26 protein-coding genes and 1 riboswitch are annotated in these 23,487 nt (G+C 49.7%); of the genes, 25 read left to right on the top strand and 1 reads right to left on the bottom strand.

The window, feature by feature from the left end:
- Positions 1–184 precede the first annotated feature (184 nt).
- From R70331_RS25070 to R70331_RS25055, 4 genes are read left to right on the top strand one after another with little or no spacing between them, the layout of a single operon-like run.
- Positions 185–1,039 carry a glycosyltransferase family 2 protein gene (locus R70331_RS25070; protein ID WP_042180327.1) on the top strand — a complete coding sequence of 285 codons (855 nt, stop codon included), beginning with the start codon at positions 185–187 and terminating at the stop codon, positions 1,037–1,039.
- Positions 1,036–2,247: a glycosyltransferase family 2 protein gene (locus R70331_RS30735; protein ID WP_052419213.1), complete on the top strand. Its 1,212-nt coding sequence runs from the start codon at positions 1,036–1,038 to the stop codon at positions 2,245–2,247. Before R70331_RS25070 ends, R70331_RS30735 begins: the two co-directional genes overlap by 4 nt.
- Positions 2,244–2,981: a glycosyltransferase family 2 protein gene (locus tag R70331_RS25060; protein ID WP_042180325.1), complete on the top strand. Its 738-nt coding sequence runs from the start codon at positions 2,244–2,246 to the stop codon at positions 2,979–2,981. The genes R70331_RS30735 and R70331_RS25060 overlap by 4 nt, the downstream gene beginning before the upstream one ends.
- A gap of 48 nt (positions 2,982–3,029) precedes the next feature.
- Positions 3,030–3,761: a sugar phosphate nucleotidyltransferase gene (locus tag R70331_RS25055; protein ID WP_042180322.1), complete on the top strand. Its 732-nt coding sequence runs from the start codon at positions 3,030–3,032 to the stop codon at positions 3,759–3,761.
- Between the two features lie 47 nt (positions 3,762–3,808).
- Here the strand turns inward: R70331_RS25055 and R70331_RS25050 are convergent, their stop codons facing one another.
- The gene (locus R70331_RS25050; protein WP_052419212.1) at positions 3,809–4,360 is read right to left on the bottom strand and encodes a GNAT family N-acetyltransferase; all 552 of its coding nucleotides are present in this window, start codon (positions 4,358–4,360) and stop codon (positions 3,809–3,811) included.
- A gap of 212 nt (positions 4,361–4,572) precedes the next feature.
- Here R70331_RS25050 and R70331_RS25045 point away from each other — a divergent pair, with 212 nt between their 5' ends.
- The 21 genes from R70331_RS25045 to R70331_RS31260 all read left to right on the top strand — a co-directional run bounded on the left by R70331_RS25045 (position 4,573) and on the right by R70331_RS31260 (position 23,361).
- The gene (locus tag R70331_RS25045; RefSeq protein ID WP_081947748.1) at positions 4,573–4,866 is read left to right on the top strand and encodes a nucleoside-diphosphate sugar epimerase; all 294 of its coding nucleotides are present in this window, start codon (positions 4,573–4,575) and stop codon (positions 4,864–4,866) included.
- A 24-nt stretch (positions 4,867–4,890) separates the two neighbouring features.
- Positions 4,891–5,232 carry an alpha-helical endospore appendage domain-containing protein gene (locus R70331_RS25040; RefSeq protein WP_042180317.1) on the top strand — a complete coding sequence of 114 codons (342 nt, stop codon included), beginning with the start codon at positions 4,891–4,893 and terminating at the stop codon, positions 5,230–5,232.
- On the top strand, positions 5,229–5,531 hold the full coding sequence (locus R70331_RS25035) for a hypothetical protein (protein ID WP_039876758.1): 303 nt from the start codon (positions 5,229–5,231) through the stop codon (positions 5,529–5,531). Before R70331_RS25040 ends, R70331_RS25035 begins: the two co-directional genes overlap by 4 nt.
- A 4-nt stretch (positions 5,532–5,535) precedes the next feature.
- Complete coding sequence (locus R70331_RS25030) at positions 5,536–5,925, top strand: hypothetical protein (protein ID WP_052380683.1); 390 nt, start codon at positions 5,536–5,538, stop codon at positions 5,923–5,925.
- 296 nt (positions 5,926–6,221) lie between these two features.
- The gene (locus tag R70331_RS25020) at positions 6,222–6,746 is read left to right on the top strand and encodes a GNAT family N-acetyltransferase (protein WP_042180309.1); all 525 of its coding nucleotides are present in this window, start codon (positions 6,222–6,224) and stop codon (positions 6,744–6,746) included.
- Positions 6,747–6,917: 171 nt separating this feature from the next.
- Positions 6,918–7,016: riboswitch (purine riboswitch) on the top strand.
- Positions 7,017–7,093: 77 nt separating this feature from the next.
- On the top strand, positions 7,094–8,431 hold the full coding sequence (locus R70331_RS25015; RefSeq protein WP_042180306.1) for a 5'-deoxyadenosine deaminase: 1,338 nt from the start codon (positions 7,094–7,096) through the stop codon (positions 8,429–8,431).
- A 175-nt stretch (positions 8,432–8,606) separates the two neighbouring features.
- Positions 8,607–9,101 carry a hypothetical protein gene (locus R70331_RS25010; protein WP_197071362.1) on the top strand — a complete coding sequence of 165 codons (495 nt, stop codon included), beginning with the start codon at positions 8,607–8,609 and terminating at the stop codon, positions 9,099–9,101.
- Positions 9,073–9,579: a hypothetical protein gene (locus R70331_RS25005; protein ID WP_042180300.1), complete on the top strand. Its 507-nt coding sequence runs from the start codon at positions 9,073–9,075 to the stop codon at positions 9,577–9,579. The genes R70331_RS25010 and R70331_RS25005 overlap by 29 nt, the downstream gene beginning before the upstream one ends.
- Before the next feature lie 194 nt (positions 9,580–9,773).
- The gene (locus tag R70331_RS25000; RefSeq protein ID WP_052419211.1) at positions 9,774–10,775 is read left to right on the top strand and encodes a WG repeat-containing protein; all 1,002 of its coding nucleotides are present in this window, start codon (positions 9,774–9,776) and stop codon (positions 10,773–10,775) included.
- A gap of 66 nt (positions 10,776–10,841) precedes the next feature.
- Positions 10,842–11,234: a hypothetical protein gene (locus R70331_RS24995; protein ID WP_042180298.1), complete on the top strand. Its 393-nt coding sequence runs from the start codon at positions 10,842–10,844 to the stop codon at positions 11,232–11,234.
- Between the two features lie 462 nt (positions 11,235–11,696).
- Positions 11,697–12,218, top strand: coding sequence for a hypothetical protein (locus R70331_RS24990; protein WP_042180296.1), 522 nt, complete (start codon positions 11,697–11,699; stop codon positions 12,216–12,218).
- A gap of 601 nt (positions 12,219–12,819) precedes the next feature.
- Complete coding sequence (locus tag R70331_RS24985; RefSeq protein ID WP_042180294.1) at positions 12,820–14,241, top strand: hypothetical protein; 1,422 nt, start codon at positions 12,820–12,822, stop codon at positions 14,239–14,241.
- Between the two features lie 411 nt (positions 14,242–14,652).
- Positions 14,653–15,006: a hypothetical protein gene (locus R70331_RS24980; RefSeq protein ID WP_042180292.1), complete on the top strand. Its 354-nt coding sequence runs from the start codon at positions 14,653–14,655 to the stop codon at positions 15,004–15,006.
- A 266-nt stretch (positions 15,007–15,272) separates the two neighbouring features.
- A complete protein-coding gene (locus R70331_RS24975) occupies positions 15,273–15,653 on the top strand; it encodes a GntR family transcriptional regulator (protein WP_042180289.1) in 381 nt (126 codons plus the stop codon).
- A complete protein-coding gene (locus R70331_RS24970; protein WP_042180286.1) occupies positions 15,650–16,519 on the top strand; it encodes an ABC transporter ATP-binding protein in 870 nt (289 codons plus the stop codon). The genes R70331_RS24975 and R70331_RS24970 overlap by 4 nt, the downstream gene beginning before the upstream one ends.
- Positions 16,512–17,150: an ABC-2 transporter permease gene (locus R70331_RS24965; protein ID WP_042180284.1), complete on the top strand. Its 639-nt coding sequence runs from the start codon at positions 16,512–16,514 to the stop codon at positions 17,148–17,150. The genes R70331_RS24970 and R70331_RS24965 overlap by 8 nt, the downstream gene beginning before the upstream one ends.
- Before the next feature lie 532 nt (positions 17,151–17,682).
- Positions 17,683–18,336: an RNA polymerase sigma factor gene (locus tag R70331_RS24955; protein ID WP_231576354.1), complete on the top strand. Its 654-nt coding sequence runs from the start codon at positions 17,683–17,685 to the stop codon at positions 18,334–18,336.
- Positions 18,333–19,532, top strand: coding sequence for a hypothetical protein (locus R70331_RS24950; RefSeq protein WP_156131193.1), 1,200 nt, complete (start codon positions 18,333–18,335; stop codon positions 19,530–19,532). The genes R70331_RS24955 and R70331_RS24950 overlap by 4 nt, the downstream gene beginning before the upstream one ends.
- Positions 19,533–19,744: 212 nt before the next feature.
- On the top strand, positions 19,745–21,652 hold the full coding sequence (locus R70331_RS24945; protein WP_042180276.1) for an LTA synthase family protein: 1,908 nt from the start codon (positions 19,745–19,747) through the stop codon (positions 21,650–21,652).
- Between the two features lie 8 nt (positions 21,653–21,660).
- Positions 21,661–23,097: a glycan biosynthesis hexose transferase WsfD gene (gene wsfD, locus R70331_RS24940; protein WP_042180273.1), complete on the top strand. Its 1,437-nt coding sequence runs from the start codon at positions 21,661–21,663 to the stop codon at positions 23,095–23,097.
- Between the two features lie 90 nt (positions 23,098–23,187).
- Positions 23,188–23,361: an aspartyl-phosphate phosphatase Spo0E family protein gene (locus tag R70331_RS31260; protein ID WP_081947744.1), complete on the top strand. Its 174-nt coding sequence runs from the start codon at positions 23,188–23,190 to the stop codon at positions 23,359–23,361.
- Positions 23,362–23,487: the final 126 nt, after the last annotated feature.

Genomic DNA, 23,487 nt, shown 5'->3' with positions numbered 1-23,487 from the left:
AGTGTCCGGCAGCCCAACCGGAGTAAGGCCAGCTGCTGCAGACAGGCTTATGGACAAATATCCGTCAGGCGGCATTTGTCCAATTATCTGTACAAAGAGAGACATTTGCCGTTACGGAGGACGGCAGATTACATAGACTGTGGTGTAACCCTCAGCCCGGAGTGTGCCCTCCGAAGGAAGGTGGATGAGCTTGAAACAGCATAGACGAACATCTGCCCGCCGCTCGGGGCGGCGGGCTTCTCAAGCAGTGCGGAGGAACTCCCGGCCGCAGCAGCGGCCTGCGGAAGCAATACCTGTAGTGAATCACCCGGAGCCTTATGTGTCGGTAATCATTCCGGCTATGAATGAGGCGGGGACGATTGCTGCCGTTATTGCCGGAGCCAGAGGCGTTCATCCGCGCTGTGAGGTTATTGTGATAGTCAACGGTTCCGCCGACAATACAGCAGAAATTGCCCAGAGGATGGGCGCAAAGGTTATTACATTTCCGCAGCCGCTTGGGCATGATGTGGGGCGGAGAGTAGGAGCGGAGGCGGCGGGCGGAGAGATTCTGCTGTTTACTGACGGGGATCTGGTCATCCCGGCAGCGGAGCTGCGCCCTTTTGTGGAGGCAGTCAGCGGTGGGGCAGACGTGGCGCTGAATGATTACTCCGGCCCGGTCCGCAGCCGGATTCCGCATCCTGTGGTGCTCTCCAAGCATACGCTCAACCTTATGCTTGGCCGGCCTGACCTGCACGGATATTCCCTTACTGCGGTGCCTCATGCAATCAGCCGTAAGGCACTGTCATTGCTGGGAAGCGCAATCCTCTCCAGACCGCCGCTGGCGTATGCCCGCGCAGTGCTGGACGGACTGAAGGTGAGGGCGGTGCATAAGGTGCAGGTCGGCAAGATGAATGCGGTCCGCCGAAAGGACGGCGGCAGAGATCCTCTCCAGGAGATCATTCTTAGCGATCACCTGGCGGCAGTCGCGATGCTGCTTGAACGCAGGGGAGAACGGGCAGGTTATGATGACGCAGGACGGCGAAGGGAGATGGTGCGATGAAGGCGGCAGGCGTAAAGTACAGAAAGTACCAGCAGCAGAGAAAACGGCCGGCCGCCGCAGCAAGTAACTCCAGCATCGGCCCGGCAGTCGCCGCAGCACGTAACTCCAGCGTCGGCCCGGCAGTCGCCGCAGCACGTAACTCCGCCATCGGCCCGGCATCCGCTGCCGGGCATAGCGACTTCACCCGATTAGCGGCTGTGACGCCGCCTGACTCTGCTGCCGGTGCTGTATCTGTGTCTGCGCTCGGCTCCGGCAAGCGGCCTGTGTCCGGCAGTGTTCGCAAATCCGGCGGCCGCCCGGCCTCCGGCAAAAAGCGGGCTGCCGGCCGCAAGCCCGCAGCCCGCCGGCAGCCGAGCGCGTCCCGCGCGAAGCAGGCACAGCAGCCTCCCGGCAAACGGCGCGGCACGCTGTCGGTCATTATCTCGGCAAGGAACGAGGCGCAGACCTTGCCGCTGCTGCTGAAGCAGGTGCAGCGGCTTGCGCCTGATGAGATTATCGTAGTGCTCAACGGGTGCACGGACAACAGCTTTCAGCGTACCCGTACATGCAGGCAGGCAATCATTGTGCATATCCCGGAATCGGCAGGCCATGATGTAGGCCGTGCGCTCGGAGCCAAGCTCAGTAAGAGCGATATCCTGTTGTTTCTTGATGGTGATATGGTTATTCCTGCTCCGCAGCTGGCCGGCTTTACAGCAGCGGTAGACGGTGGAGTAGATGTAGCGCTGAATGATCTGGATCATCTGCTGCCGCCTTTCAAGCTCAGTGATTCTGTCACGCGCTGCAAGCTGTACCTCAATATAGTGCTTGGCCGGAGTGATCTCGGAGCAAGCTCGATGACTGCCGTGCCCCATGCCCTGTCCCGGCGGGCGCTGGAAATGATCGGGTACCGTGAGCTGATGGTGCCGCCCAAAGCGCAGGCGCTCGCGCTGCTGAAGCAGCTGCAGGTGCAAAAAGCAGGCACAGTCAACGTATTCAAGCAGAACCGGCTGCGCCGGGACAATACAGGCGCCGGCAACAAGATGGAGCAGCTGATAGCCGGAGATCATGCCGAAGCACTGAATATAATAATCGGCCAGCATATCAATCATATGCAAAGATCAGGCCATGCTGAAGCCGTTCATATCGTGCCGGGACAGGACGAAGCGCATTCTGCCCCAAGCCTGCAGGAGCAGCGCAGCAGGCTGGCAGCCTGGAGGAACGCGTTATGACCTTGACCAGCATCATTATCCCAACCTATAACGGGCGTAAGCTGCTGGAGGCCTGTGTCGAATCGATCAGGCAGCACACAGCTTCGCCCTATGAAATCATTGTGGTCGATAACGCTTCCGACGACGGTACGGCAGCCTATTGCCGCAAAAACCGGCTGACCTTCATATCGCTTCCTGAGAACCGCGGTTTTCCGGCTGCCTGCAACGTGGGTCTGCAGCTGGCTTCGGGCGACGACCTGCTGCTGCTGAACAATGACGTCATTGTCTCGCATGACTGGCTGTCGAATCTGAAGAGGGCCTTGTACAGCGCGCCTGAAGTCGGCATTGTCGGGCCGGTGACGAATTATGCCAGCGGGCGGCAGCAGGTAAGGACGTCTTACAGCGATATGCCCGGGTTTCATGCTGAGGCGCTGGCGGCCAACGTTCCTGATCCGGTGAAATGGCAGGAAACCGTGCGGATTGTAGGTCTGTGTTTTTTGTTCAAAAGAACCGTGTTCGACCGTGTCGGCCTGCTGGATGAGCGGTATTCACCGGGCCATTACGAGGACGATGATTACTGCTACCGAGCCAGGCTAAAGGGCTTCCGGCTGCTGATCGGCGGCGACTGCCTGGTGCATCATGAAGGAAGCGCAAGCTTCAAGCAGGTTTACTCAGCGGAGCTTCAGGAGCTGGTGGAGCGTAACCGTAAGATTTTTATAGAAAAATGGCATTTAGATCCGGCACAGTTCATCTAACCTGCCGGCCCGAAGGCTAAAGACACAGATAATAAAGGAGGAAAGTAAGTGAAAGGAGTCATACTGGCGGGCGGAAAAGGAACAAGGCTTCATCCGCTGACCCGGCTGATGAACAAACATTTGCTTCCGGTCGGCAAATATCCTATGGTGTGTTACGGCATAGACCGGCTGCGCCGGGGCGGGATAACCGATATTCTCCTGATCATCAGCAAGCAGTCTGCGGGGCAGTATACGGATTTTTTAGGCAGCGGTGCGGAATTCGGCGTGAACTTAACCTACAAAATCCAGGAGGCTGCAGGAGGCATCGCAGAGGCACTGGAGCTGGCGGAAGGATTCATTCTCCCGGGCGAACGGTTTGTCGTGCTGCTGGGTGACAATCTTTTTATGGATGATCTGACGCCTTATATTGAGAAGTATATGCAACAGCCGCAAGGGACGGCAAAAGTGCTGCTGAAGCCGGTTGAGGATGCCCGCAGGTATGGGGTTCCCGTGTTCGATGCTACGGATGCTTCCCTGATTGCTTATATTGAAGAAAAACCGGCGCAGCCGAAAACAAATTTTTGCGTGACCGGTATCTATATGTATGACGAGGCTGTTTTTGGCATTATCAGGCGTATTGCGCCTTCGAACCGCGGAGAGCTGGAGATTACGGATGTGAACAATATTTATGCCGGAGAAGGTAAACTCAGCTACGATGTGCTCGAGGAATGGTGGAGTGACGCCGGAACGTTCCAGTCTCTGCAGGAGGCCGGAGAAAAGCTGAAGAACACGCTGCCTTAGGGCGGCGTGTTTTTCTGTACATAGGGGCAGTATCTCATGTCCGGGCTTTATGCAGGATTTGATCCGGTAAAAGCGGGTTGTTGCGTCTGCGGCCGGCCGATTCTCCACCAGATCAGCTCATCAGTCTCACGGTATCGTTCAGCGCCCAGATGCTGCAGCAGCCTGTGGGAGGCCGTGTTGTCCGGCTCGGTATCAGCGATAATCCACTGTGCCTCAGGATGACTGAAGATCCAATCGCTCAAGCACCGCACCGCTTCTGTCCCATAGCCCTTTCCCCAGTGGCCTTCATCGATAACGTATCCGATAATGACCTCGCCCTGCCCGTTCGGATGTCCTTTTAGAATGAGGAAGCCGATCAGCTGCTGCTCTTCCCTGTGAATTACAGCCCAGCACGTATACCACAGATAGTGCTCTGCATTCTGCAGTACTTTGGAATAACGCACCTGGATTGCATACAGCATCTCATCGTCCAGTACAGCCGGCGCCAGCTTCAGTCCCAGTTCCTGCTCAAGTGCAGCTGCCGTATTGCTGCCGGTGCTGGCAGACAGCTGCACAGCCGTTAAAGCCTGCAAATCCAGGCGTTGATCCGATAACTTCATAGAATTCCCCCGTTTGTATATAAGATATTTAGCACTTCAAGTGCTGTTTATAAAAAAAAGATCCGTTCCAGCATCCAGCATATGCGCCTCCATGTACGCCTGTCAATATATTCCTGACATCCATAGCATCAGTGCCGCGGCAAGCCCTGTTCCTCCGCACCGACAGGGCTTCTGCCGCATATGCTGTAGCAGGGCGTTTGAGCAAAGGAGACATGAAGGTGCAGAATAAAATAACCAAAGTGCTGCAGCACATGGCCCATACGCACGAACAGATGGCGCGGATTCTTGACGCCGAACGCCACGTTGCCGTCCGTATGTCGCAAATAGTCCACGATCTGCCGGATGCGGAGCCTGATTTCGGCGGATTCAGCGGGCTGGTCGAAAGCCACGGCCAGATCAACAAGAATATCATCGCTTATTTGAATGCACTTGCTGATCTGGAAGAGGCAATGGCTGAGGGAGTAGGCCGGGTAATCAAGGAATTAGGCGGCCAGGATGAAGAGTAGCGCTTAAAGAGCAGGAGGCGGAATATGAGCAGGGAAAAGGCTTATCTGCAAATGCTGGAGTCGACCGCTACTATCCAGTGGAACATCGCGATGATTCTCGAGGCCAAAGCGGTGGAGGCGGAAAAGGTCAAGCAGTGGACACATCATCACATCCACGCCAGATCCTTCGACAACCATGAAGAGCAGCTGAAAGAGACTCTCTCCATCCATGAGGTAATTGTGGAGATGGTAGAGGGGCTGACCAAGCTGGAAAACGGGCTGTACAGTAACCTGAAGGCGGTGCTGGGCAGCGGTGAGGAAGAAGGCGGCGAAGGCTTCGGCGGCATGTCCGGTGACGGCTTCGACTTCGGGGACGACAGCAAATGAGCGGCGGGCTTCTCTCCGAACACGCCGTCAAGCTGGAGATGATCCGCTCCATTGCCCGCAGCCAGGCCGCACTGGCTGCGATACTGGAGAGTATCGCCGAAATTACGGGGCAATCGGAGCTGACGGCCCGCAAGCTGAGTGACAATATCAGAATCCTAAGCCAATATCAAAGCGCCATGTGCCGGATGATGTCCGGTATTTCACTGCATCAGCCTAAGCAGGGAAAGCCTGCGGCACCATGGCTTAATAAGCATGCGCAAAGGGCGCCGCGACGAGCACATGGAGTACAGGAGGAGTAAACGGATGAAGAGAAAGAAAGTGACCAAGCGCGCAGGCAGAGCAGTCAAGAGACGGACCCTGCTGGTAACACGGAAGGCCAAAATCCGCAGAGGGGCGGGGCGTAAAGTCCGCAAGCTGCGTTCAGGCAAGACGAAGAGAGGCCTGCTGCTGCGCAAAAAAAGAAGACTCCGCCGCCGGATTGCGGCCCGGAGAGTGCAGGTGGTTGTCCAGCCGCCGGTACAGGTAACGCCGGCTGCCCCGCTGGTCGTTCCGCTCCCCCCGGATCTGGGCGTCTCTCCGGAAACGCCGGCGGGAGACGCCTATCAGCAGGGCTACACCGAAGCATACAACGTGGGGTTCGACGCCGGTTTCGCCAAGGGCTTCGAGGACGGGCATAAGCTGGAGCTGGGCTGATTAACGGCACGGGCGTAATGGCTGAGGATGGTAATGGAGTCTGTCGGGAGAGCGCTGCCGTTAACAGCAGCTTAGGCTCTTTCCGGCAGGCTCCTTTAAGCAGCTTGGCCTTTCTGCCCTGCCTGATGGAGATCTTCCGGATCATCCAACATGGGCTTGCCTGTATAGTACGGGCAGGCCCTGCTGCGGTGCTGCGGTTTTGCTGCCGGGCTATTGAATTTGTCCTCTGATGTGATAAACTTCACTAGTGAATCATTAAGAGATTCAAATTTTCAGGCACGGAAAGCAGGGATACCATGAGCAGTAATGACATCCGTAAAGCGCGGACAGAGGATATGGAAGAGATTATGAAGCTGATCGCCAGATGCGTACAGGTTATGCAGGCGGGCGGCAGCGACCAGTGGGATGACAGCTATCCTAACCGTGAAATCATTCAAAAGGATATTGAACAAGGGACCTTATACACATATATAGACAACGGTGCAGTTGCCGGCATTCTTGTGCTGGACGAGCATCCGAATGAGCTGTACCGGGAGATTCAGTGGAGACAGGAGCAGGGGAAGGCGCTGATTATGCACCGGCTGGCTGTTCATCCCGAAGCCCAGGGTAAGGGCATTGCACGGAAGCTGACTGCATACGCTGAGCAATATGCCCAGGAGGCAGGCTACAGCAGCATCCGGCTGGACACCTATTCCAAAAACACGCCCGCTCTGGCCTTGTATCCGAAGCTCGGATATGAGCGCAGAGGCGAGATCTTTTTCCCGCAGCGTACGGCGAGCTTTCCGGTATTTGAGAAGGTGCTGGTGCAAGACCAGGAATAGTCTTGTCGGACATGTACCGGTTGCTGATGTAATCTAACGCTATGTTATATAAAGTAACGTCGGACATAGGATTTTCAGAATAAATGGTGATATACAGTATCTAATCTGAATTATATGTTAATTATGTTGACATGAGCTTTGTCCTTCGTTTATCATGGGGTTATTCAAAACCAATTGAATAATCCTTTTTTTCGTATATCCTTAATAATTGGTTTAAGGGTCTCTACCGGGAACCGTAAATTTCTGGCTACGAAAATATGCTGCGGCATATTTTTGTGGCCTTTTTATGTTATCTGGATTTGGCTGTGCGCAAAGCAATCTGTGAATTGAACGAGGGGGAAACGGACATGGCGAACATACTGATCAAAAACGCGGAGATTATTACAATGAACAAACAGGAAGAAATCTTTCACGGGGATATCCGGATCAAAGATGATCTGATTACAGAAATCGGCAGCGGGCTTACGGCGCAGGGGGACGAGCGGGTTATTGATGCAACGAACCGGACGGTAATTCCGGGCTTTGTGCAGACGCATATTCATCTCTGCCAGACGCTGTTCCGCGGCAAAGGCGATGATCTGGAGCTTATGGACTGGCTGCGCAAACGGATCTGGCCGCTGGAAGCCGCCCATGATGAGGAATCGCTGTATTACTCTGCCATGCTCGGGATCGGGGAGCTGATCTCCAGCGGCACAACGACGATTGTCGATATGGAGACGGTCAATCATACGGATTTTGCATTCCAGGCCATTGCCAAAAGCGGCATCCGTGCCCTCTCCGGCAAGGTGATGATGGATCAGAAGGGCGGGGACGTCCCGGCAGCGCTGCAGGAGGACACGGCGGCTTCGCTGCAGGAGAGTGTAGATCTGCTGGAAAAATGGAACGGCTACGGCAACGGGCGGATCCAGTACGCTTTTTCACCGAGATTCGTGATCTCCTGTACAGAGCCGCTGCTCAAGGAAGTGCGTGACCTGTCTGCCCGTTATAATGTCAAAGTGCACACCCACGCTTCAGAGAATCAGGGTGAGATTGAGATTGTTCAGGCCATGACCGGCATGCGCAATGTCGTGTACCTCGATCACCTGGGGCTGGCGAATGAACGCCTGATTCTGGCCCACTGCGTCTGGCTGGATGCTGAGGAGAAGCGGATTCTGCGCGACCGCGGGGTGCATGTCAGCCACTGTCCGGGCTCCAACCTGAAGCTGGCTTCCGGGATCGCCGATACGCCGGGGATGCTGCACGATCACATCCACCTCAGTCTGGGTGCCGACGGCGCGCCGTGCAACAACAACCTCGACATGTTCAATGAAATGCGGCTGGCCGCAGTCATCCAGAAGCCCCACCATGGCCCGACCACGATGGATGCACGCAGTGTCTTCCGGATGGCGACCATCGGCGGCGCCAAGGCAGTCGGCATGGAAGACCAGATCGGCAGCATCGAGGTAGGCAAAAAAGCCGACCTGGCGATCCTAAATCTCTACAACTTCCACACCTTCCCGTCCTATGACGTCGATCCGATCTCCCGGATTGTCTACTCCGCCACCCGCGCCGATGTCGAGACGACGATTGTCGACGGAGAGATTTTGATGGATAAAGGGCTGCTGAAGACCGTAGATAAAGACACTGTGCTGCATGAGGCCAATCGTTCGATTAAAAGATTGCTGGTGCATACGCAGGTTAGCTGAGGTGTATATTATCGTCACATTCGACAAAATACCACCGTTTCGCCAGCTGGATTTTTGACATATGATTGATTTGTGTGAATGCTGCCCACGGTTGTGGGCTATTTTTTTGTGCAAGCATTGTTGGGGTTATCTGTACGTGACCCGAGTAAGAAAGGGCGGATCTCATATTTTTAGGATGAAGTTAGTACTGTTAAAGTCGTTGGAAAGTATACCCGAAACAGAATACCTACCACCCGATTTCGAAACCGATGCTGCGCTTGGAGTTCTATCTTGTATGTGCGATGCGTTTGAAATTTCAAAAGCAGTATCGTTCGATGTCGGCGGTTTTGGGCAAGATAATTGGCTTGTTGATTGCAGAACAGACTTGTGTACTGTTATTGAACAGGTTCCTGATATTTTAGAAAAAACCAGATCGGGCATATACTCCTTTGAATTAGATTTTTTCGAACAGGGAACAGAAAGACTGCTTCTATTCGAAGAAGAGGATAACCTTGTTAAGATTACTTGCAGTAGCCGCACAGATTGGGTACCTGATCCAAGTCCTGTATATATGGAGAAGGCTGCAGTTTCAAAAATGTTCGAGGACTTATATTGCGACTTTTTGGATTGTAGTAGTGTGATTTGTGGGAGGCTGGTGAATTATGCTTTGTTGCAGGAATGGAAAAAATAAATCTATTTCAGGATGTCTTATTTTACTGATATTTGCGATTGCTATGTTAACCAGCCGGGAGAATATTCACCCAAAAGAACCCGCGCTTAATATTTCTAAACGGGTTGCAAAAGAAGATATCAACGATATTAGCTTGACCATTTATTATTTGAATCCGTTTATCCTCACTCGTTATCCTTTGAGTGCCGAAGATTTGATTAGCTTCACCGATGTACAAAAGATTGTTATCCGCGGTGGTGATTTGGAAGAACCTATGGATTTATTGAAACAAATAAACGATGACTTAGAATCTGTTAAGAAGAAATCACGTGTAAATGCCCGAATTTATTACGTGTTTGAAAGCAAGAAAAACGGCAAATTATTTGATGTTGCAATGTGGGGCAGAGACAGCAGCGTTTTTGTCAATGGCGTTGAGGTTAAGGGGAATGATATTTTTTACGATGTCATAAAAACATTTCTGCCCGAAGATACAGTCTAGGGATTTGGATAATTATAGGGCTTAAGGTATTTAGATGGAGGCATGAAGACTGAAATTTTCAAAAAGAAAAAAGCTGATTGTTGTTGTTGCCATTCTCCTTTTATTTATTGCTGCATTAGGTTTAAACAATAAGGTATAAGGTAAAACAGCCGCATGTGATGAACTCCATGTGGTTTTTTTGGGATGTCTGGGGGATGAAGAGGATAACTATCTTTAGAATCATTGGAGTAATTGCTATATCTGCAGTCCTATTATCCGGCTGCTCTACTGTAGAGTCCGGCAGCACGTATGCTGTGGATCAGGTAATAACCCAATTGCCAACTAACAACGATGAGTTAAAGTGGAAATGGGTTGTGGAGGCCGGTGACTATGCCGATTTATTTTTTGTCGATGAGGATTGGATTGCGGTTAAGGGCAGTAGCGGGAAATATAAGGTGATAGACACAAATGGAGAAACGGTTTTGGCGGATGAATACGATAGTATTGGCCGTTTCTATGACGGTGTTGCTGTGGTAAGCATGGACGGGAAGTTATCATACATTGATAAAAAAGGAAATAGCATCACAAAAGAGCGGTATCTGAGTACAGGGCGGTTTAGTGATTCTGCAGGACCTCAATATGATCAGGTGGAAGATTTTCATGAAGGATACGCGGCAGTCATGAAAAACAATAAATGGGGATTCATCGATACCGAAGGGCAGGTAAGTGTTGAATTAAAGTATGATGACGCCGGGAATTTTAGTGAAGGCAAGGCCGCTGTCAAAGTGTCGGATTACACGGAGGATGGGGATGCCTGGGCGTATATAGATTATGGTGGAAACATAGCTATTGATTTTTATCCGTACAACGCTACGGAAGGCCGGATGATTGAGGTTGGAGAGTTTAAGGATGGGCTTGCCTTCGTCTCAAAAGACTTATACTGCATTATCGATAGCGAAGGAAATAATGTTTTCACGGGCGACTCCGCATTTTTTATTAGTGCATTTTATTATGATAAGCATTTGAATGTGATCCCTGGCTATATCTTTACAGATGAAAGTATGAAGGTTCGCAAATATGGCTTAATGGGATTACATGGAGAGCAACGGCTTGCGCCAAGCTTTGACTTTTTGGGAGAAATGAACGGTCCCTACGCTATCGTCATCAATGTAGAGAATGGTGTAGATAAGAAGGGAATTATTGAAATTTATAAATGAATGTACAATTGATCGGGGGGATTCTCTCTAGAATACCATGATATAAATAGTGAAAGGGTTGATATAATGAACGCAAAAGAGAAGCTGGATATGTTTGGTGAGCTGGTTATAAATCAGGTTAGGGATAGTACCATTGAACAATGGGAAAAGATGTTAACTGGACAATTAAAAAGTAAGCGTGCTGTGAACGTTTATGAGGAGGCTAAATCGAAGTTAGACGGCCCGGCTTTAGAGATGGTGATGGGTCTCGTTAATCAAATTGTTGATTCTACACTACATAATTTTCTGGAATTGTTTGAGCAGGAAGAAAAGATCAAGCTGTTGTTTATGGGAAGTGGGAGTAAAGAAGATACAGGAGAAGTCGAGATTAAGGAAATAAGTGATGGGCTGGCCGGGGAGCTTTACACGGAAGATGGCTGGATACTGAAATACTCCCAAAAACCATATAGAGAGCCTTGATGGAATAGTTAGAGAAAGTGAAAAGAAGTCGAAGGTTTACAGGGAGTCTATTAGGCAATCGTTATGGATTTTGTTGTAAAGTGCGCTAATAGAAGCAATCGAGCAATCCGCATTCTTGGAAATTAATATGTGGAAAAGTTATGGAATAAGTAGATATTAGAACTGCACGTATACTCAAAATATCACTATTGTAATCCCGCAATAAATATTCTCCGACTCAAGTGTACTCAGAAAAAAGACTTTAATGTTAGCCCCCTTAATTTTAAACCCAATGATTAGCACAGGTGAAGAATTCTAGTTGTGTTTTGATTCTACGCTAGCTAGAAAACTAAGTTCAGGCAATAGTTCGCCCGATAAATTGAAGAAAGCGACGAATGGCAAATATTTAACTCTGGTGACTATAAGAGGGATGCTTTCGACAGACCGGATGGTTTTGAAAAAACATTTTGGGGAAGGGAAAACATGAACAGGAAATTAGTTATATTGGGCGTATTGGTACTCAGCATTTTTTCGACTGGATGCTCTTCTTCTCAAAATAAAGCATCTGTTTCACCAGCAACTCAGACGGATGTATTTGCACAAACGAATAATGCAAAAATAGAAGACACTACAAGTGAATTATATTATGGGGTTTGGAAACTAACCAAGGTTTTAGGATATGGACCAGCAAGCGCATATGACGAAGAAGATATAGAGCAAATAATTGGAAAGGAGGTAACTTACTCAAATGAGAAAGCGGGTATTTCACCAAGAGAGATAAAAAATCCAAGTTACAAGGAAACATTATATACAGAAGATGAATTTACAAATAACTACAATATATGGCTTGAAAATATTGGTGTTAAGAAAAATTCCATCAAGCTCGTTCAAATATTTATGGATAAGGAGTTCCATGAGAATTACTTTGAAACCGGAGGGGATTTTTTTCTTACTGAAAACAAAGATCAAGGTGTATTTTTTGAGATGGACAAGGTTTTAAATTAACATTATTAGAAAACACAAAGACAGGCTGTTATAGGCCTGTTTTTCATTGATCGTGAAAGGTTACTGATATTTCTATAAGCAGCCTCTTAGTCAGTTGAATATATCGAATGTCCTTTGTTTTCAGAATGGAAAATACTTCTTTAATAGAAACTTCCTTCTTATCTGAGAGGGGACGTTGAACAGCCCAACTCTAGGTCAAACTATATCAAATTGCGAAGGTGCAACATCCCTTGAGGATACATAAAGCGCCCTTCAATCAGTAGTTTGGGATTATTCAAACGGGGATTTATACATGAACGAGAATTTTATAGCCAATACATCGAAAGCGGCTATTATAACTCCCATTTACAATAGAAAAAATTTTTCTTTTTCTCGTCAGGCGGGAATTACAAACACGGAAGTGTTCGATCTCGTACGAAAGAGTTGCCTATATCACAACGCTCGTCGATTATTCGTCTGACTATGCCACTTATTTTCCTGCAAATTACAATTTTGTTTGAATAGATCTCATTTTTTCTAAATTATTCAATCTGTTGTGCCGACACTAATAATGAGAACCTTTGAACTCGTGTAAGCGATACATATAAAATGAGGTGGCATTATGCAGCTAAACATGTTTGCTTATGGCTTTGCACTACGTAATGACTCTTACATCATTGAACAAAAACCTGAACGTCTTCCATCCGTCACGTCCCCGATCGCTGGTTCGTTTTCCACGAACTCTTTATTGCAGCCGTGGAAGCCAGCCATTATTCTAACAAATCAAATGAACGCGATCGGGATCGAAGATTATCGGGCGAATGCGAATAGCATGCGGGAACAAGCAATTCTCCGGGCCGCAACATCTACGATTCGCATCGGAAGAAATGAAGATGGCTCGATCTGGACGGAAAGCATATCCGATCCAGAAGCAGCGCTGGCCTATAAAAGAGCAACAGGCGGGGATTCGGCTATTTCCTGGAAGCATGTAGACTTCAACTTGCAAACGCATGGTATGATGATCGGACAAACAACGTTGGACGAGGTTGGGCAACAAATTGATTACTTTGCTTCGGAATATGCCCAATACAAAAGTCGGATTGCACGCCAATTTGCCGGAGAAGAGCAAGCAACCGAATTGGCAAAGCTGGATGATATGTTTGCTCAACGGGTAGGCGAATCTGCCAATCACTTTGCCGAATCGGTCGGTGGATTCTTGGAAGCAAGCGGTGTGCCAGGCGAGCAAGAAGCTATACGAAACAGCTTCCTCGATATTTACGAACAGCGGAAAACAACTTATATGCAATTTATCCAGGAGAATCCCGATTACGCCAGCGTTGAAGGGACACAGGACGAATGGCTATTGACAGCAGGTGATTTCATGGGAGAACAGCTTCGGTATGCACTAAATTCGCAGCAATCGGAAATGTCAATTAAGAGTGAGAATGGATATAGTATCGACGATTTACAAGCAGCCGGCACGATGGTCAAAGCTCTAACTCAATTGCAAGACCGTTCTCAAACATCTAACCGCTCTGAAGAAGAACTGGGCTTCAAACTGGGTCTTGCCGCCATGAAGTATGAAATGATCTCCGGTCATTTTCAAGTAAGCGATCGCATAAGATCTAAGCTTGATCAAGCGTTCGGCGGATTTATTCAGGGAGAGATTGATCGGGCAGCTGCCTATATTGAGCAGCAGCGGAAAGATCCATTTGTGCGGAATAAAGAAGCGTATGCAGCGGATTATGACAAAAAAGCTGTTTTGAACCTGATTAAGCAAATGGTGGATAACGTTCGGGCCGATGACGTCAATGCAGCGTTTCGATCCGATTTGAACACGTTTGTCGCTTTATATAAAAACAAAATGAATGACATGCAGAGTGGTCAATTAGCTCGCTATAACGCATACACTAGCTCTTGGGTGAATCAAAACTATGCCAGTGACTGGAATCGTTTTATCCATTCCTTGTCGTCTACTAACCAAAACGATTTAAATCGCTTTCTATTGAAAGATCAAGTGAAATTGATGGATGTCTCTGTTTAGTTCGTGTAGATTTGTGCCTGATATCCAAATTACATTATTTAAGTGTTCCGGTCTTGGGACACTTTTTGTTTTCCAAAAATGCAGAAGCTTCTTGTGCGCAGCGTATGAAGTTTTTTGCAACCCTTTGTCGCAGGTGCCGAGGAAATGGAACTGTTAAAACCACAGGCTACGGCTATGACGGGCTGAATCGGGTAACGTCGATCTCCCGGCCGGACGGCAGCAGTGTAACATACACCTATGACGTGCGGGGGAACCGCCAAACCTTAAGTGCTCAATGTATCTTCAGAATGGTGACGGTACAGTTATGGAACTAAATACTGTAGATGCAGCAATTTTATTTAGGCAATTAGTTAAAATAATGCCTCAGGGCAGAAGACTATCTCCTGAATTTTGAAAAAAAGAGGTGAGAAAATGACAGATTACAACTGGGATCATTTGGATAAAGTCTATTCATCTCCAAATAAAGATATCCTAAAAGGGAAAGTTATAAATCTCCTAATCAATTGCAAGAAACCAATCGGTGAAATTAATTCCGAAATTCTAGAGGGTTTTTTCAGGTCATGGACCTATTCAATTTCAGGAAAGTATATTAAACCGTTTGAATTCCATGAATTTACATGTAGTGGAAGTAGAATGAGTATAAAGATAACTTTGAAGAAGAAAAATGAAAATACTGATGAATTAAAATTGCTGTTACAGGATGTTTTGGATTACTTGAATTCAGATCATATTCCTGTAAGTAAGATTGAAGCTATTATCGAATAGTTAACGTTTTGCCTCTTATGATAGCCAATCCACTTTGAATAGAAATGCAATTGAAAATATAAATGTTTCAGCAAGGCTTGAAAATAATATGCAAGGACCACATGAAGCATATACTCTCTGTGGTTTTTTTATTTATTGAGATGTAAATAGCATCTTTCAGCAGAGTGCCAGAGAGTAATGTATGTATTTGACACCCCTCCTTATATAGTGTATATATTAGATATATACATTAAATACATTACACCGAAGGATGATGGTGCCGCAGCATGAACATTTTGATATCAAGTACATCAGGAGAGCCGATCTATGCCCAGATAGTAACGCAGGTCCGGCAGCTGATTCTGCAGGGGGAGCTGGGAGCCGGGACACCTCTGCCGTCCATCCGCCAGCTGGCGAAGGAGCTGCAGATTAGTGTGATTACGACCAAACGGGCTTATGAGGAGCTGGAGCGGGAGGGTCTGATCAACTCAATCGTCGGGAAGGGCTCTTTTGTATCCGGGGCGGATCAGGAATTCATTAAGGAGCAGCGGCTGCGGATACTGGAGCTGAAGCTGAAGGAAGTCATTGAGGAGAGCAGGCAGCTGGGGCTGTCTTATGGAGAGCTGACAGAGATGCTGAAACTTATCTACGAGGAGGAGCAGGAATGAGCGATTGTATCAGGCTGGAGCATGTACATAAGAGCTATGGTTCTTTTGCGGTGCAGGACATTTCGCTGGGGATCAAGGAAGGCTATATTACCGGACTGATCGGCCCGAACGGTGCAGGCAAAACCACGCTGATCCAGATGATCATGGGCATGGTCCACCCAGACCGGGGAGACGTCCGATTGTTCGGAGGGCAGAATAAAGAGCAGGAGCCGGCGGTTAAAGAACGGATTGGCTATGTGTCGGACGAGAATATTTACTACGAGCAGCTTACGGTCAAGCAGATGAAAAAGGTAATCGCCCCCTTCTACAGCCGCTGGAATGAGGATACATATGTGAAATACCAGGAGCTGTTCAAGCTGTCTCCGGGCAAGAAGATTAAGGATCTGTCCAAGGGGATGAAAATCAAATTTTCACTCGCCATCGCTCTATCCCACGGTGCTGATCTGCTTATTATGGACGAACCTACGTCTGGTCTTGATCCGGTGTTCCGCCGGGAGCTGCTTGATCTGTTAACGGAACATATCCAGGACGAGAAAAAATCCATTCTGTTCTCTACCCATAACACGACCGATCTCGACCGGATTGCCGATTATATTGTGTTTGTGAATGACGGGCGGATTGTGTTTGGTGAGATGAAGGAAGCGCTGGCGGAGAAATATCTGCTCGTCAAAGGCGGCAAGGAGCTGCTCGACCGCGACACCCGGCGCCTGTTCCTGGGAATCCGCGAGAGCGCGCACGGCTTTGAAGGGCTGATGGGCAACCGTGCCGAGGGCGAGCGTTACTTTAAGGACACGGCTATCTGCGAGACACCTACACTGGAGGAAATTATGTATTTCTCGGTAAAAGGGAGTGATCTGCGTGTATAATTCATTTCATCTCATCCGCAAAGATCTCATTATTGTGCAAAAGTTCATTCTGCTGCTGATTCCATACTATATGGTCATGGGCTTTACGAACTTTGATAACTACACCGTGTTTGCCCTGCTTCCAGCGATGCTGCTCCTGATCAATACCTGCACCATGGATGTGCAGCAGAATAACCAGAAATTCCTGGTCAGCCTGCCTGTTCCGAGACAGCAAATTGTACTGGCAAAATATTTAGCTATGCTGCCTTACTCCGTGCTAAGCTTCGCCTGCACTGTGCTGCTGTATGTTATCGCCTTCTCAGTCGGCCGGACCACTGAGCCGCTGGCCTGGAGAGAACTGCTGCTGTGCATCGCCGGATTCCCGCTGCTCGCCTCCTTCTATCTTCCGCTTCATTACTGGCTGGGCCGCAAAGGAACCCAGGTTGTTAATATGGTCTTTATCATTCTCGTTATGGTTAATTTCGCTGCAATAAAACAGCTGATGGAATGGTTTCCCGGACTGGCGGAATGGGTGAGCAGCGGAAGGGCAGACAGTCTGCTGCTTCCGGTAATCGCTGTCCTTGGTTATGTACTGGTTCTGTTCTGCTCCTATCTGATCTCGCTGCGGGTATTTACCTCCAAAGATATTTAGCATTAACAGCACGGAATGGACTTACAGCACAGTAAGACACCAGAATGATGTGATAAGAGATGATCTCCGGATAAGCCGGAGGTCATTTTTTGGTTACCATAAAGGTTACTTGTGCGCCGCTGCCGGAGCTGACCGCAATTCCCGTGCAACTCCCGCGCAACCCGACTGCTTCCCCCATCATTCCCCCGCCAGACACAATAGCTGCACTTTATACAATTAAAACCGGCAGGAATTTGTTTCTTCTCCATATAAATGTAGTCTGTGCAACTAAATCTGCCCAAATCGGCCAAAAGAGCAATTTTCGCCTGTTTTAGTTGTGCGGAATACACTTAAACATGCTTTGGGCGGAAAATGTGGCATTTTAAGTGTATGGAGTGCAACTAAGCAGGGATAAGGCATGCAAAAGGCAGCAAGAGCAAGAGGTATGCACAACCAATGGAAACAGTGTCCACTCTGCCCTAAAATAATCATAATAGAAAATAAAGGGAACCATTCCTTTATTATTGGGGTCGTATTAAGTGAGGTGAAGCGCTTGGAGCTGAATGGACTGAAGGATAAATTCAAGAGTGAGCTGATGGTCCGGTCGAATGATGGGCAGAGGACTGAGCTGGAGGATAAGCTGAAGTCTGCTGAAGCGATGGACGAAGACCAGCTGCGGCAGATTATGAGCCTGTACGGTAATGATATCTGGAATTATATCTACTATTTAACTAAAAACACGGAGCAGGCCGAGGATCTTACGCAAGAGGTATTTATTAAATGCTTCTACCGGATCGGCACGTACAAGGGAACCTCCAGCCTGAAGGCCTGGCTGCTCACGATTGCACGGAATACAGTGTTCTCTTACCGTAAGTCACGCTTTTTCCGTACCGGCTTATGGGGCGGGGTGCAGAACATTACGCCGGCGGCGCGGGAGCACGAGGGGACAGAACCGGAAGGTGAGCCGCTGTTCGGGACAGTACGCTCGGCAGAGATGGAGTACATGGGCAACCAGCAGATACGGGACATCTGGAGCCTCATTATGAAGCTGCCGGATAAGCTGCGTGAGGTGCTGGTGCTGGATCTGAAGACTGGGCTGTCCATCCATGAAATTGCCGCACTGACTGAGCTGCCGCCGGGAACCGTCAAATCGCGGCTGCACCGGGCACGCCGTAAAATCCAGAATAAACTAAGGGGGTTACAATGATGGATGAACGTGAGCCGCAGTGGTATGAGCAGGCCCGTAAGGGGCCGTTCGAGGAGGCCAGGTTTACCGATTCCTCTGCCGAGCGGGTGATGCGGAGATTGCGTGCGGAAGCGGAGCCGGCCCCTACCCGCTCCCGGCGCATGCCAAGGGCGGCGGTTATGGCTGCCCTTATCCTCTTGTTGCTGGCGGGAGCTTTTTATCTGAAGAACGGACCTCTCGGCAGAGAAACCCCCGCAGGTGTTAAGGCCCCTGTGGAAGAACAGGTTAAGCCTACTGATGAAGCGCTAAAGAAGACTGCTGAACGGCTGATGCTGGAGCAATTGGGTCAGCAGCTACCCTTTGAAAAGCTGGACCGGATGAAAATGCCGGGGCAGGCAGAGCTCATCTACAGGGAGAACGAGCTGTCTGATTCTTATGCCTTCTTCTGGATTGATGCGGAAACCGGGGAAGCGGCTGCGTTCAGCATGGAAGCATCCGTTGAAGCGGATGATATTGACAAAACGCTAATTAATGAAGCTGGGCAAAAGCTGCAAAAGCTCGGTTATACAGGGGAATTTCAGGCTACGGGGATAACGCGCTATGTTTCTTATGGGCGTACTGCGGATAAGACGGTTCAGGTTATCAATGTTGTACATGCAGGAGATGCAGACATTAACTTTACAAACGGAGTCTATGTTAGGGCCAGTTTCAATGTAAATCAGAAGGAGGTCAGTGAGGAGCTTAAACAAGCCGGACTGGAAGCACTCGGAATGCTTAGATCCAGCAGCTTGGCAGACCAGCTGACCAGAGTTGTCCGTTCCACAACGGAAGGTGCAGGCGATGAAATTACGCTGTATTACGGCGACGGCCGGGGCGGAGATACATTTGTAACATTCGATTATGCAACCCGGGCTATTCTGGATGTAGCTGATTATGCACTGAATCTTGTGGATCTGGGTGACTCCCGGAATGATGAGGAACGGGGGGAGCAGCTGCTCGATATGGACAATGCGATACTCCAGAGCACAGCCGCGGCCATCGCAGACAAATTGTATGGAATCCGGCTGGTGGAGGATTACATGATCGTTAAGAACGGATCAAGGCCGGGAGTGGTTACGTTTGAGAGCCGCAGCGGTGCACCGGCGATTGAAGCCTCTTACAATCTCGACGGCGTCATGTACAGCTTCTCTGTAAAAAGAGAAACCAACTCACTATAATAATGAAGAGATTTATATGAGATCGAGAAGAGACGCAGGCCTGCAGCAGGCTGCGTCTTTTTATTGCAAAAGTCCGCTGAAGGCCGTACAAAGTCTTTGCGGGGTTATTTTGCGTAACAAAACAACTATTGCTATACTAGAGAAATCTGAACTTTTACAAAAATGTGGAATTTAGTTAACAGAAAATTGGTATGGAAGTAAGAGGGATTATTATGTACAAACAAAATACCGGATTGCTGCCGGTGCAGTTCTATGTTGTAGCCGGATTGGTCTGGCTGAAGCTGCTGCTGTTGCGGGTGCTGTTTTTTGAGCGGATTGCCTGGGAATGGATTGTCATGGACCTTGCGCCGGTGCTGCTGATTATGGGCATTCTGACCGTTCTGCTGCCCCGGCGGATGAAGAAAGGGGCTTACTGGAGCTTCAATGTTATCCTGTCGCTGCTGCTGTTCGCAGCCAGTGTGTATTTTAACCATTTCGGGTCGGTCCCGACCTATCTGGCGTTCTATGAGCTGAACCAGGTGTTCCAGGTTAAAGAAAGTGTGGAATCGACGATCCAGCCGGTGGATTATCTGTTCTTCGCCGATCTCGCATTAATGGCTGTCTATGCAGGGCTGCGCAGATGGCAGCGGGGACCGGCTTACCCGGGCCGGAGCTATAGCGGCGGTACACGTCCGGCTTACTCAAGAACCCAGCTCGCCGTCATATGGGTAGCGATTATTGGGGGAGGCTCGCTGTCCGCGTATTCGGTGCATGCTGCAGGCGGCATCACGAATGAGCTGGTGCAGGCAGAAAGCGCCGGATTTCTGAATTATGAAGTGGTTGCGGCGCTCAAAGCTCAGGAGGATAACAGGCTGATCGGCACAGGTGATATTCATGAGACGGTTGCCAAGGTGAACACGCTGGAAGCGTCTTATCCCTACAGCAGCATGCCAGCCGGCACAGTGCCGGACTATTTCGGCTCCCAAAAGGGGAAGAATGTCATCGTTATTCAGCTGGAGGCATTCCAGAACTTTCCGCTGCATCAGTCACTGGACGGGCAGGAGCTGACGCCTGTGCTGAATAAGCTGGCAGGGGAAGGCTTTTATTTTCCGCAGGTGTATCAGCAGATCGGCCCGGGCAACACCTCGGATGCCGAATTTATGAGCAACACCTCGATCTACCCGATCGGCACACTGGCGATGTCCACCGGCTTCAGTGACCGTGAGCTGCCAAGCCTGCCGCGTCTGCTGCGCACAAAGGGCTATGAAGCCTATACCTTCCACGTGAACAAGGCCGGCTTCTGGAACCGCAATGAGCTGTACCCGGCGCTGGGCTTTAACGGATATTATGACAAGGACGACTTCGTCAATGACCATTTCAATTCGTTTGGCGCCTCGGACGAGCAGCTGTATATCACCGCTGTAGAGGAGCTGACACAGCTGCAGAAGAAGGGGACACCGTTCTATGCCCAGCTGGTGACCGTTTCGAGCCATCATCCGTTCAAGATTCCTGAGCACTTCAAGAAGATTACCATGCCGGATACGCTGGAAGGCACCATGCTGGGCGATTATCTGACGGCAATCAACTACACTGACTATGCGGTAGGTACACTAATCGAAGGGCTTAAACAGCAGGGCTTGTGGGATAACACGGTGCTTGTGCTGTACGGGGACCATTTTGGACTTCAGCCGCAGGATGTGCCGCCGGAGCAGGTCGAGGAAGCGCTGGGTATACCGTATCATCCGCGGATCAGCCGGTTCAATATTCCGCTTATCGTGCATGTGCCGGGCATGACTGAGGGCAGCACGGTAGAGCGTACCGGAGGGCAGCTTGATATTGTGCCGACGGTAGCCAATCTGCTCGGGCTTAACCTGAAGGACGAGGGCTTTACAGCCTTTGGGCATGATCTGCTTAATATTGACCGGAACGTTATCGGGATGCGGTATTATATGCCATCCGGCTCGTTTTTTAACGATGAGATTATGTTTGTTCCGGGCAAAAGCTTTGCCGACGGCGAAGCCGTCTCGCTGGACACACTCCAGCCTGTAGCAGACCACAGCAAGTATGAGGATGATTATAACTATATTCTGCAGCTGATGGGGCTGTCCGATGAATATGTGAAGCTGCTGCCGCAGCGTTAGGAGGCGCTATGAAAAGATTACTCAAACCGCAGGTTCTGGTCACTCTGGCCGGGGGCGGACTGATACTATACCTGCTGTTTCTGCAGCCGTTTGTCGGGGTGGCCGATAATGGCGATTTCCTGCGCATGATGAATACGATCGGACTTAACTACTATGATGCTGCGGAGAGCTACGCCGACCGCTTTTTCAGCTTCAGCCATTCCCAGTTTGCTTATGACAATCTGTTCAGGGGCTTCTATCCTTCCTCCCAGATTCTGCTGGTGCTTGTGCCGCGGCTGCTGGCCGGGCTGGTCCACGGCAGTTATTTCGATATCCGTGTGCTGGGGGCGGTATATGCTGTGCTGCTGCTGGCCGCGACCTGGCTGATTGTGAAGCTCGGGAACAAACACTCCGCTGTTATGGGGCTGCTGCTCGGGGCAGGGGTATTATTTGTTTTTTACGATATCGGGTATCTGGCCTATTTCAATTCGCTGTTCGGCGAGCCGGTGTCGATGGTGTTCATGCTGCTGACGTTTGTGCTGGGACTGAGACTGACGATGCAGGACCATCCTACCCCTAAAGGACTGACGCTGTTCTTTATTGCGGTGCTGTTTCTCGTCTGCTCCAAAATCCAGAATGCGCCGGTCGGCCTTGCGTTTATGCTGATTTTTTGGCGGATGGGCTCTCTGAAAGGAGAGGGGAACTTCCGGAAGCTGGCCCGGCGGTTCGCTGTAGCGGTTGCAATCGTATCTGTAGTCCTCTACGTAACGGCTCCCAAGGAGCTGAAGCATATTAACCTGTATCAGACCGTGTTCTTCGGGATTCTGAATGAGTCTCCGGACGTGCGGGGCGATCTGCGTGATCTCGGGCTGCCGGAGCGGCTTGAGGTGCTGGCGGGAACGAATTATTTTCAGGGGGATACGGCAATCAAGCAGGATGATCCATCGCTGACGCCGGATTTTTATGACCGGATCTCGCATAAGGATGTGCTCTTCTTCTATCTGAAGCACCCGTCCCGGCTGATAGATAATATGGAATATGCGGCGCAGAACAGCATGTCCATCCGTCCCTACTATCTCGGAAGCTATGAGAAGAGCCTCGGTAAGCCTGCGGGCGCAGTAGCTTTTACTTACAGCGGCTGGAGTGAGTTCAAAAACAAGCATCTTCCGGACTCCCTCTGGTTCCTCAGCCTGTTCTATCTGGCCTATTATGCCGGGGTGCTGATTCATTATTTCCGGGCAAAAGAGCGCCGCGAACGGGTTGCCGGAGAGCTGCTTATGCTGCTTGGACTAATTGGTCTATTCTCCTTCCTGGTACCGATTCTCGGCGACGGCCGGGCGGATATCGGCAAGCATCTGTTCCTGTTCAATGTCAGCTTTGATATGATGGCTGTAGTCATGCTGGGCGGCATTGTGCGCATTGTTGCAGGTTTTTTGAGTCGCAAACATGGGACTTTGGGGAATTGACCCAAGGTTCATAATCGAATACAATGTGTTTGGAACTTTAGTAAAAGTTTAACAAATGGCTTACAGCCTCATCTGAGTAAGGGGGCCGCTATGGACAATGATGAACACAGAGACAGAATCGAGCAGGCAAGGCAGGAATTAAACAGGCTGGCGCTTGAATACGGAGTGCAGGATGTAAGAGTCCTACGCCAGTCCGTGAAGCTGGATGCACTGCTGAATGAATATACCGGTTGCCTTACCGACAAAGATGATATGCCTTATTAGTTATAGAAGAACAGCATGGGTATTGCCTGGACATCTGACGCTTGTTAAGCGCGGATGTCTTTTTTTATGGAGTTTTGAGGCAGGGGACTGTTGTTTACGATGATGGGGAAGAGCGGACGGAGAGAT

This window comes from Paenibacillus sp. FSL R7-0331 (assembly GCF_000758645.1).
Classification (GTDB): domain Bacteria; phylum Bacillota; class Bacilli; order Paenibacillales; family Paenibacillaceae; genus Paenibacillus_AQ; species Paenibacillus_AQ camerounensis.
This window is presented reverse-complemented; position numbering and strand designations above follow the sequence as displayed.

What these genes read in the sequence shown, in the direction of transcription:
- R70331_RS25035 (WP_039876758.1), top strand. Translation starts at nt 5,229, where the DNA reads ATGAGCGGCGGGCTTCTCTCCGAACACGCCGTCAAGCTGGAGATGATC.
- R70331_RS25070 (WP_042180327.1), top strand. Translation starts at nt 185, where the DNA reads ATGAGCTTGAAACAGCATAGACGAACATCTGCCCGCCGCTCGGGGCGG.
- R70331_RS24990 (WP_042180296.1), top strand. Translation starts at nt 11,697, where the DNA reads ATGAACAGGAAATTAGTTATATTGGGCGTATTGGTACTCAGCATTTTT.
- R70331_RS30735 (WP_052419213.1), top strand. Translation starts at nt 1,036, where the DNA reads ATGAAGGCGGCAGGCGTAAAGTACAGAAAGTACCAGCAGCAGAGAAAA.
- R70331_RS24995 (WP_042180298.1), top strand. Translation starts at nt 10,842, where the DNA reads ATGAACGCAAAAGAGAAGCTGGATATGTTTGGTGAGCTGGTTATAAAT.
- R70331_RS25020 (WP_042180309.1), top strand. Translation starts at nt 6,222, where the DNA reads ATGAGCAGTAATGACATCCGTAAAGCGCGGACAGAGGATATGGAAGAG.
- R70331_RS24950 (WP_156131193.1), top strand. Translation starts at nt 18,333, where the DNA reads ATGATGGATGAACGTGAGCCGCAGTGGTATGAGCAGGCCCGTAAGGGG.
- R70331_RS25050 (WP_052419212.1), bottom strand. Translation starts at nt 4,360, where the DNA reads ATGAAGTTATCGGATCAACGCCTGGATTTGCAGGCTTTAACGGCTGTG.
- R70331_RS24975 (WP_042180289.1), top strand. Translation starts at nt 15,273, where the DNA reads ATGAACATTTTGATATCAAGTACATCAGGAGAGCCGATCTATGCCCAG.
- R70331_RS25000 (WP_052419211.1), top strand. Translation starts at nt 9,774, where the DNA reads ATGAAGAGGATAACTATCTTTAGAATCATTGGAGTAATTGCTATATCT.
- wsfD (WP_042180273.1), top strand. Translation starts at nt 21,661, where the DNA reads ATGAAAAGATTACTCAAACCGCAGGTTCTGGTCACTCTGGCCGGGGGC.
- R70331_RS25045 (WP_081947748.1), top strand. Translation starts at nt 4,573, where the DNA reads ATGAAGGTGCAGAATAAAATAACCAAAGTGCTGCAGCACATGGCCCAT.
- R70331_RS24945 (WP_042180276.1), top strand. Translation starts at nt 19,745, where the DNA reads ATGTACAAACAAAATACCGGATTGCTGCCGGTGCAGTTCTATGTTGTA.
- R70331_RS24980 (WP_042180292.1), top strand. Translation starts at nt 14,653, where the DNA reads ATGACAGATTACAACTGGGATCATTTGGATAAAGTCTATTCATCTCCA.
- R70331_RS25030 (WP_052380683.1), top strand. Translation starts at nt 5,536, where the DNA reads ATGAAGAGAAAGAAAGTGACCAAGCGCGCAGGCAGAGCAGTCAAGAGA.
- R70331_RS25010 (WP_197071362.1), top strand. Translation starts at nt 8,607, where the DNA reads ATGAAGTTAGTACTGTTAAAGTCGTTGGAAAGTATACCCGAAACAGAA.
- R70331_RS24985 (WP_042180294.1), top strand. Translation starts at nt 12,820, where the DNA reads ATGCAGCTAAACATGTTTGCTTATGGCTTTGCACTACGTAATGACTCT.
- R70331_RS25005 (WP_042180300.1), top strand. Translation starts at nt 9,073, where the DNA reads ATGCTTTGTTGCAGGAATGGAAAAAATAAATCTATTTCAGGATGTCTT.
- R70331_RS31260 (WP_081947744.1), top strand. Translation starts at nt 23,188, where the DNA reads ATGGACAATGATGAACACAGAGACAGAATCGAGCAGGCAAGGCAGGAA.
- R70331_RS25015 (WP_042180306.1), top strand. Translation starts at nt 7,094, where the DNA reads ATGGCGAACATACTGATCAAAAACGCGGAGATTATTACAATGAACAAA.
- R70331_RS25060 (WP_042180325.1), top strand. Translation starts at nt 2,244, where the DNA reads ATGACCTTGACCAGCATCATTATCCCAACCTATAACGGGCGTAAGCTG.
- R70331_RS25040 (WP_042180317.1), top strand. Translation starts at nt 4,891, where the DNA reads ATGAGCAGGGAAAAGGCTTATCTGCAAATGCTGGAGTCGACCGCTACT.
- R70331_RS24970 (WP_042180286.1), top strand. Translation starts at nt 15,650, where the DNA reads ATGAGCGATTGTATCAGGCTGGAGCATGTACATAAGAGCTATGGTTCT.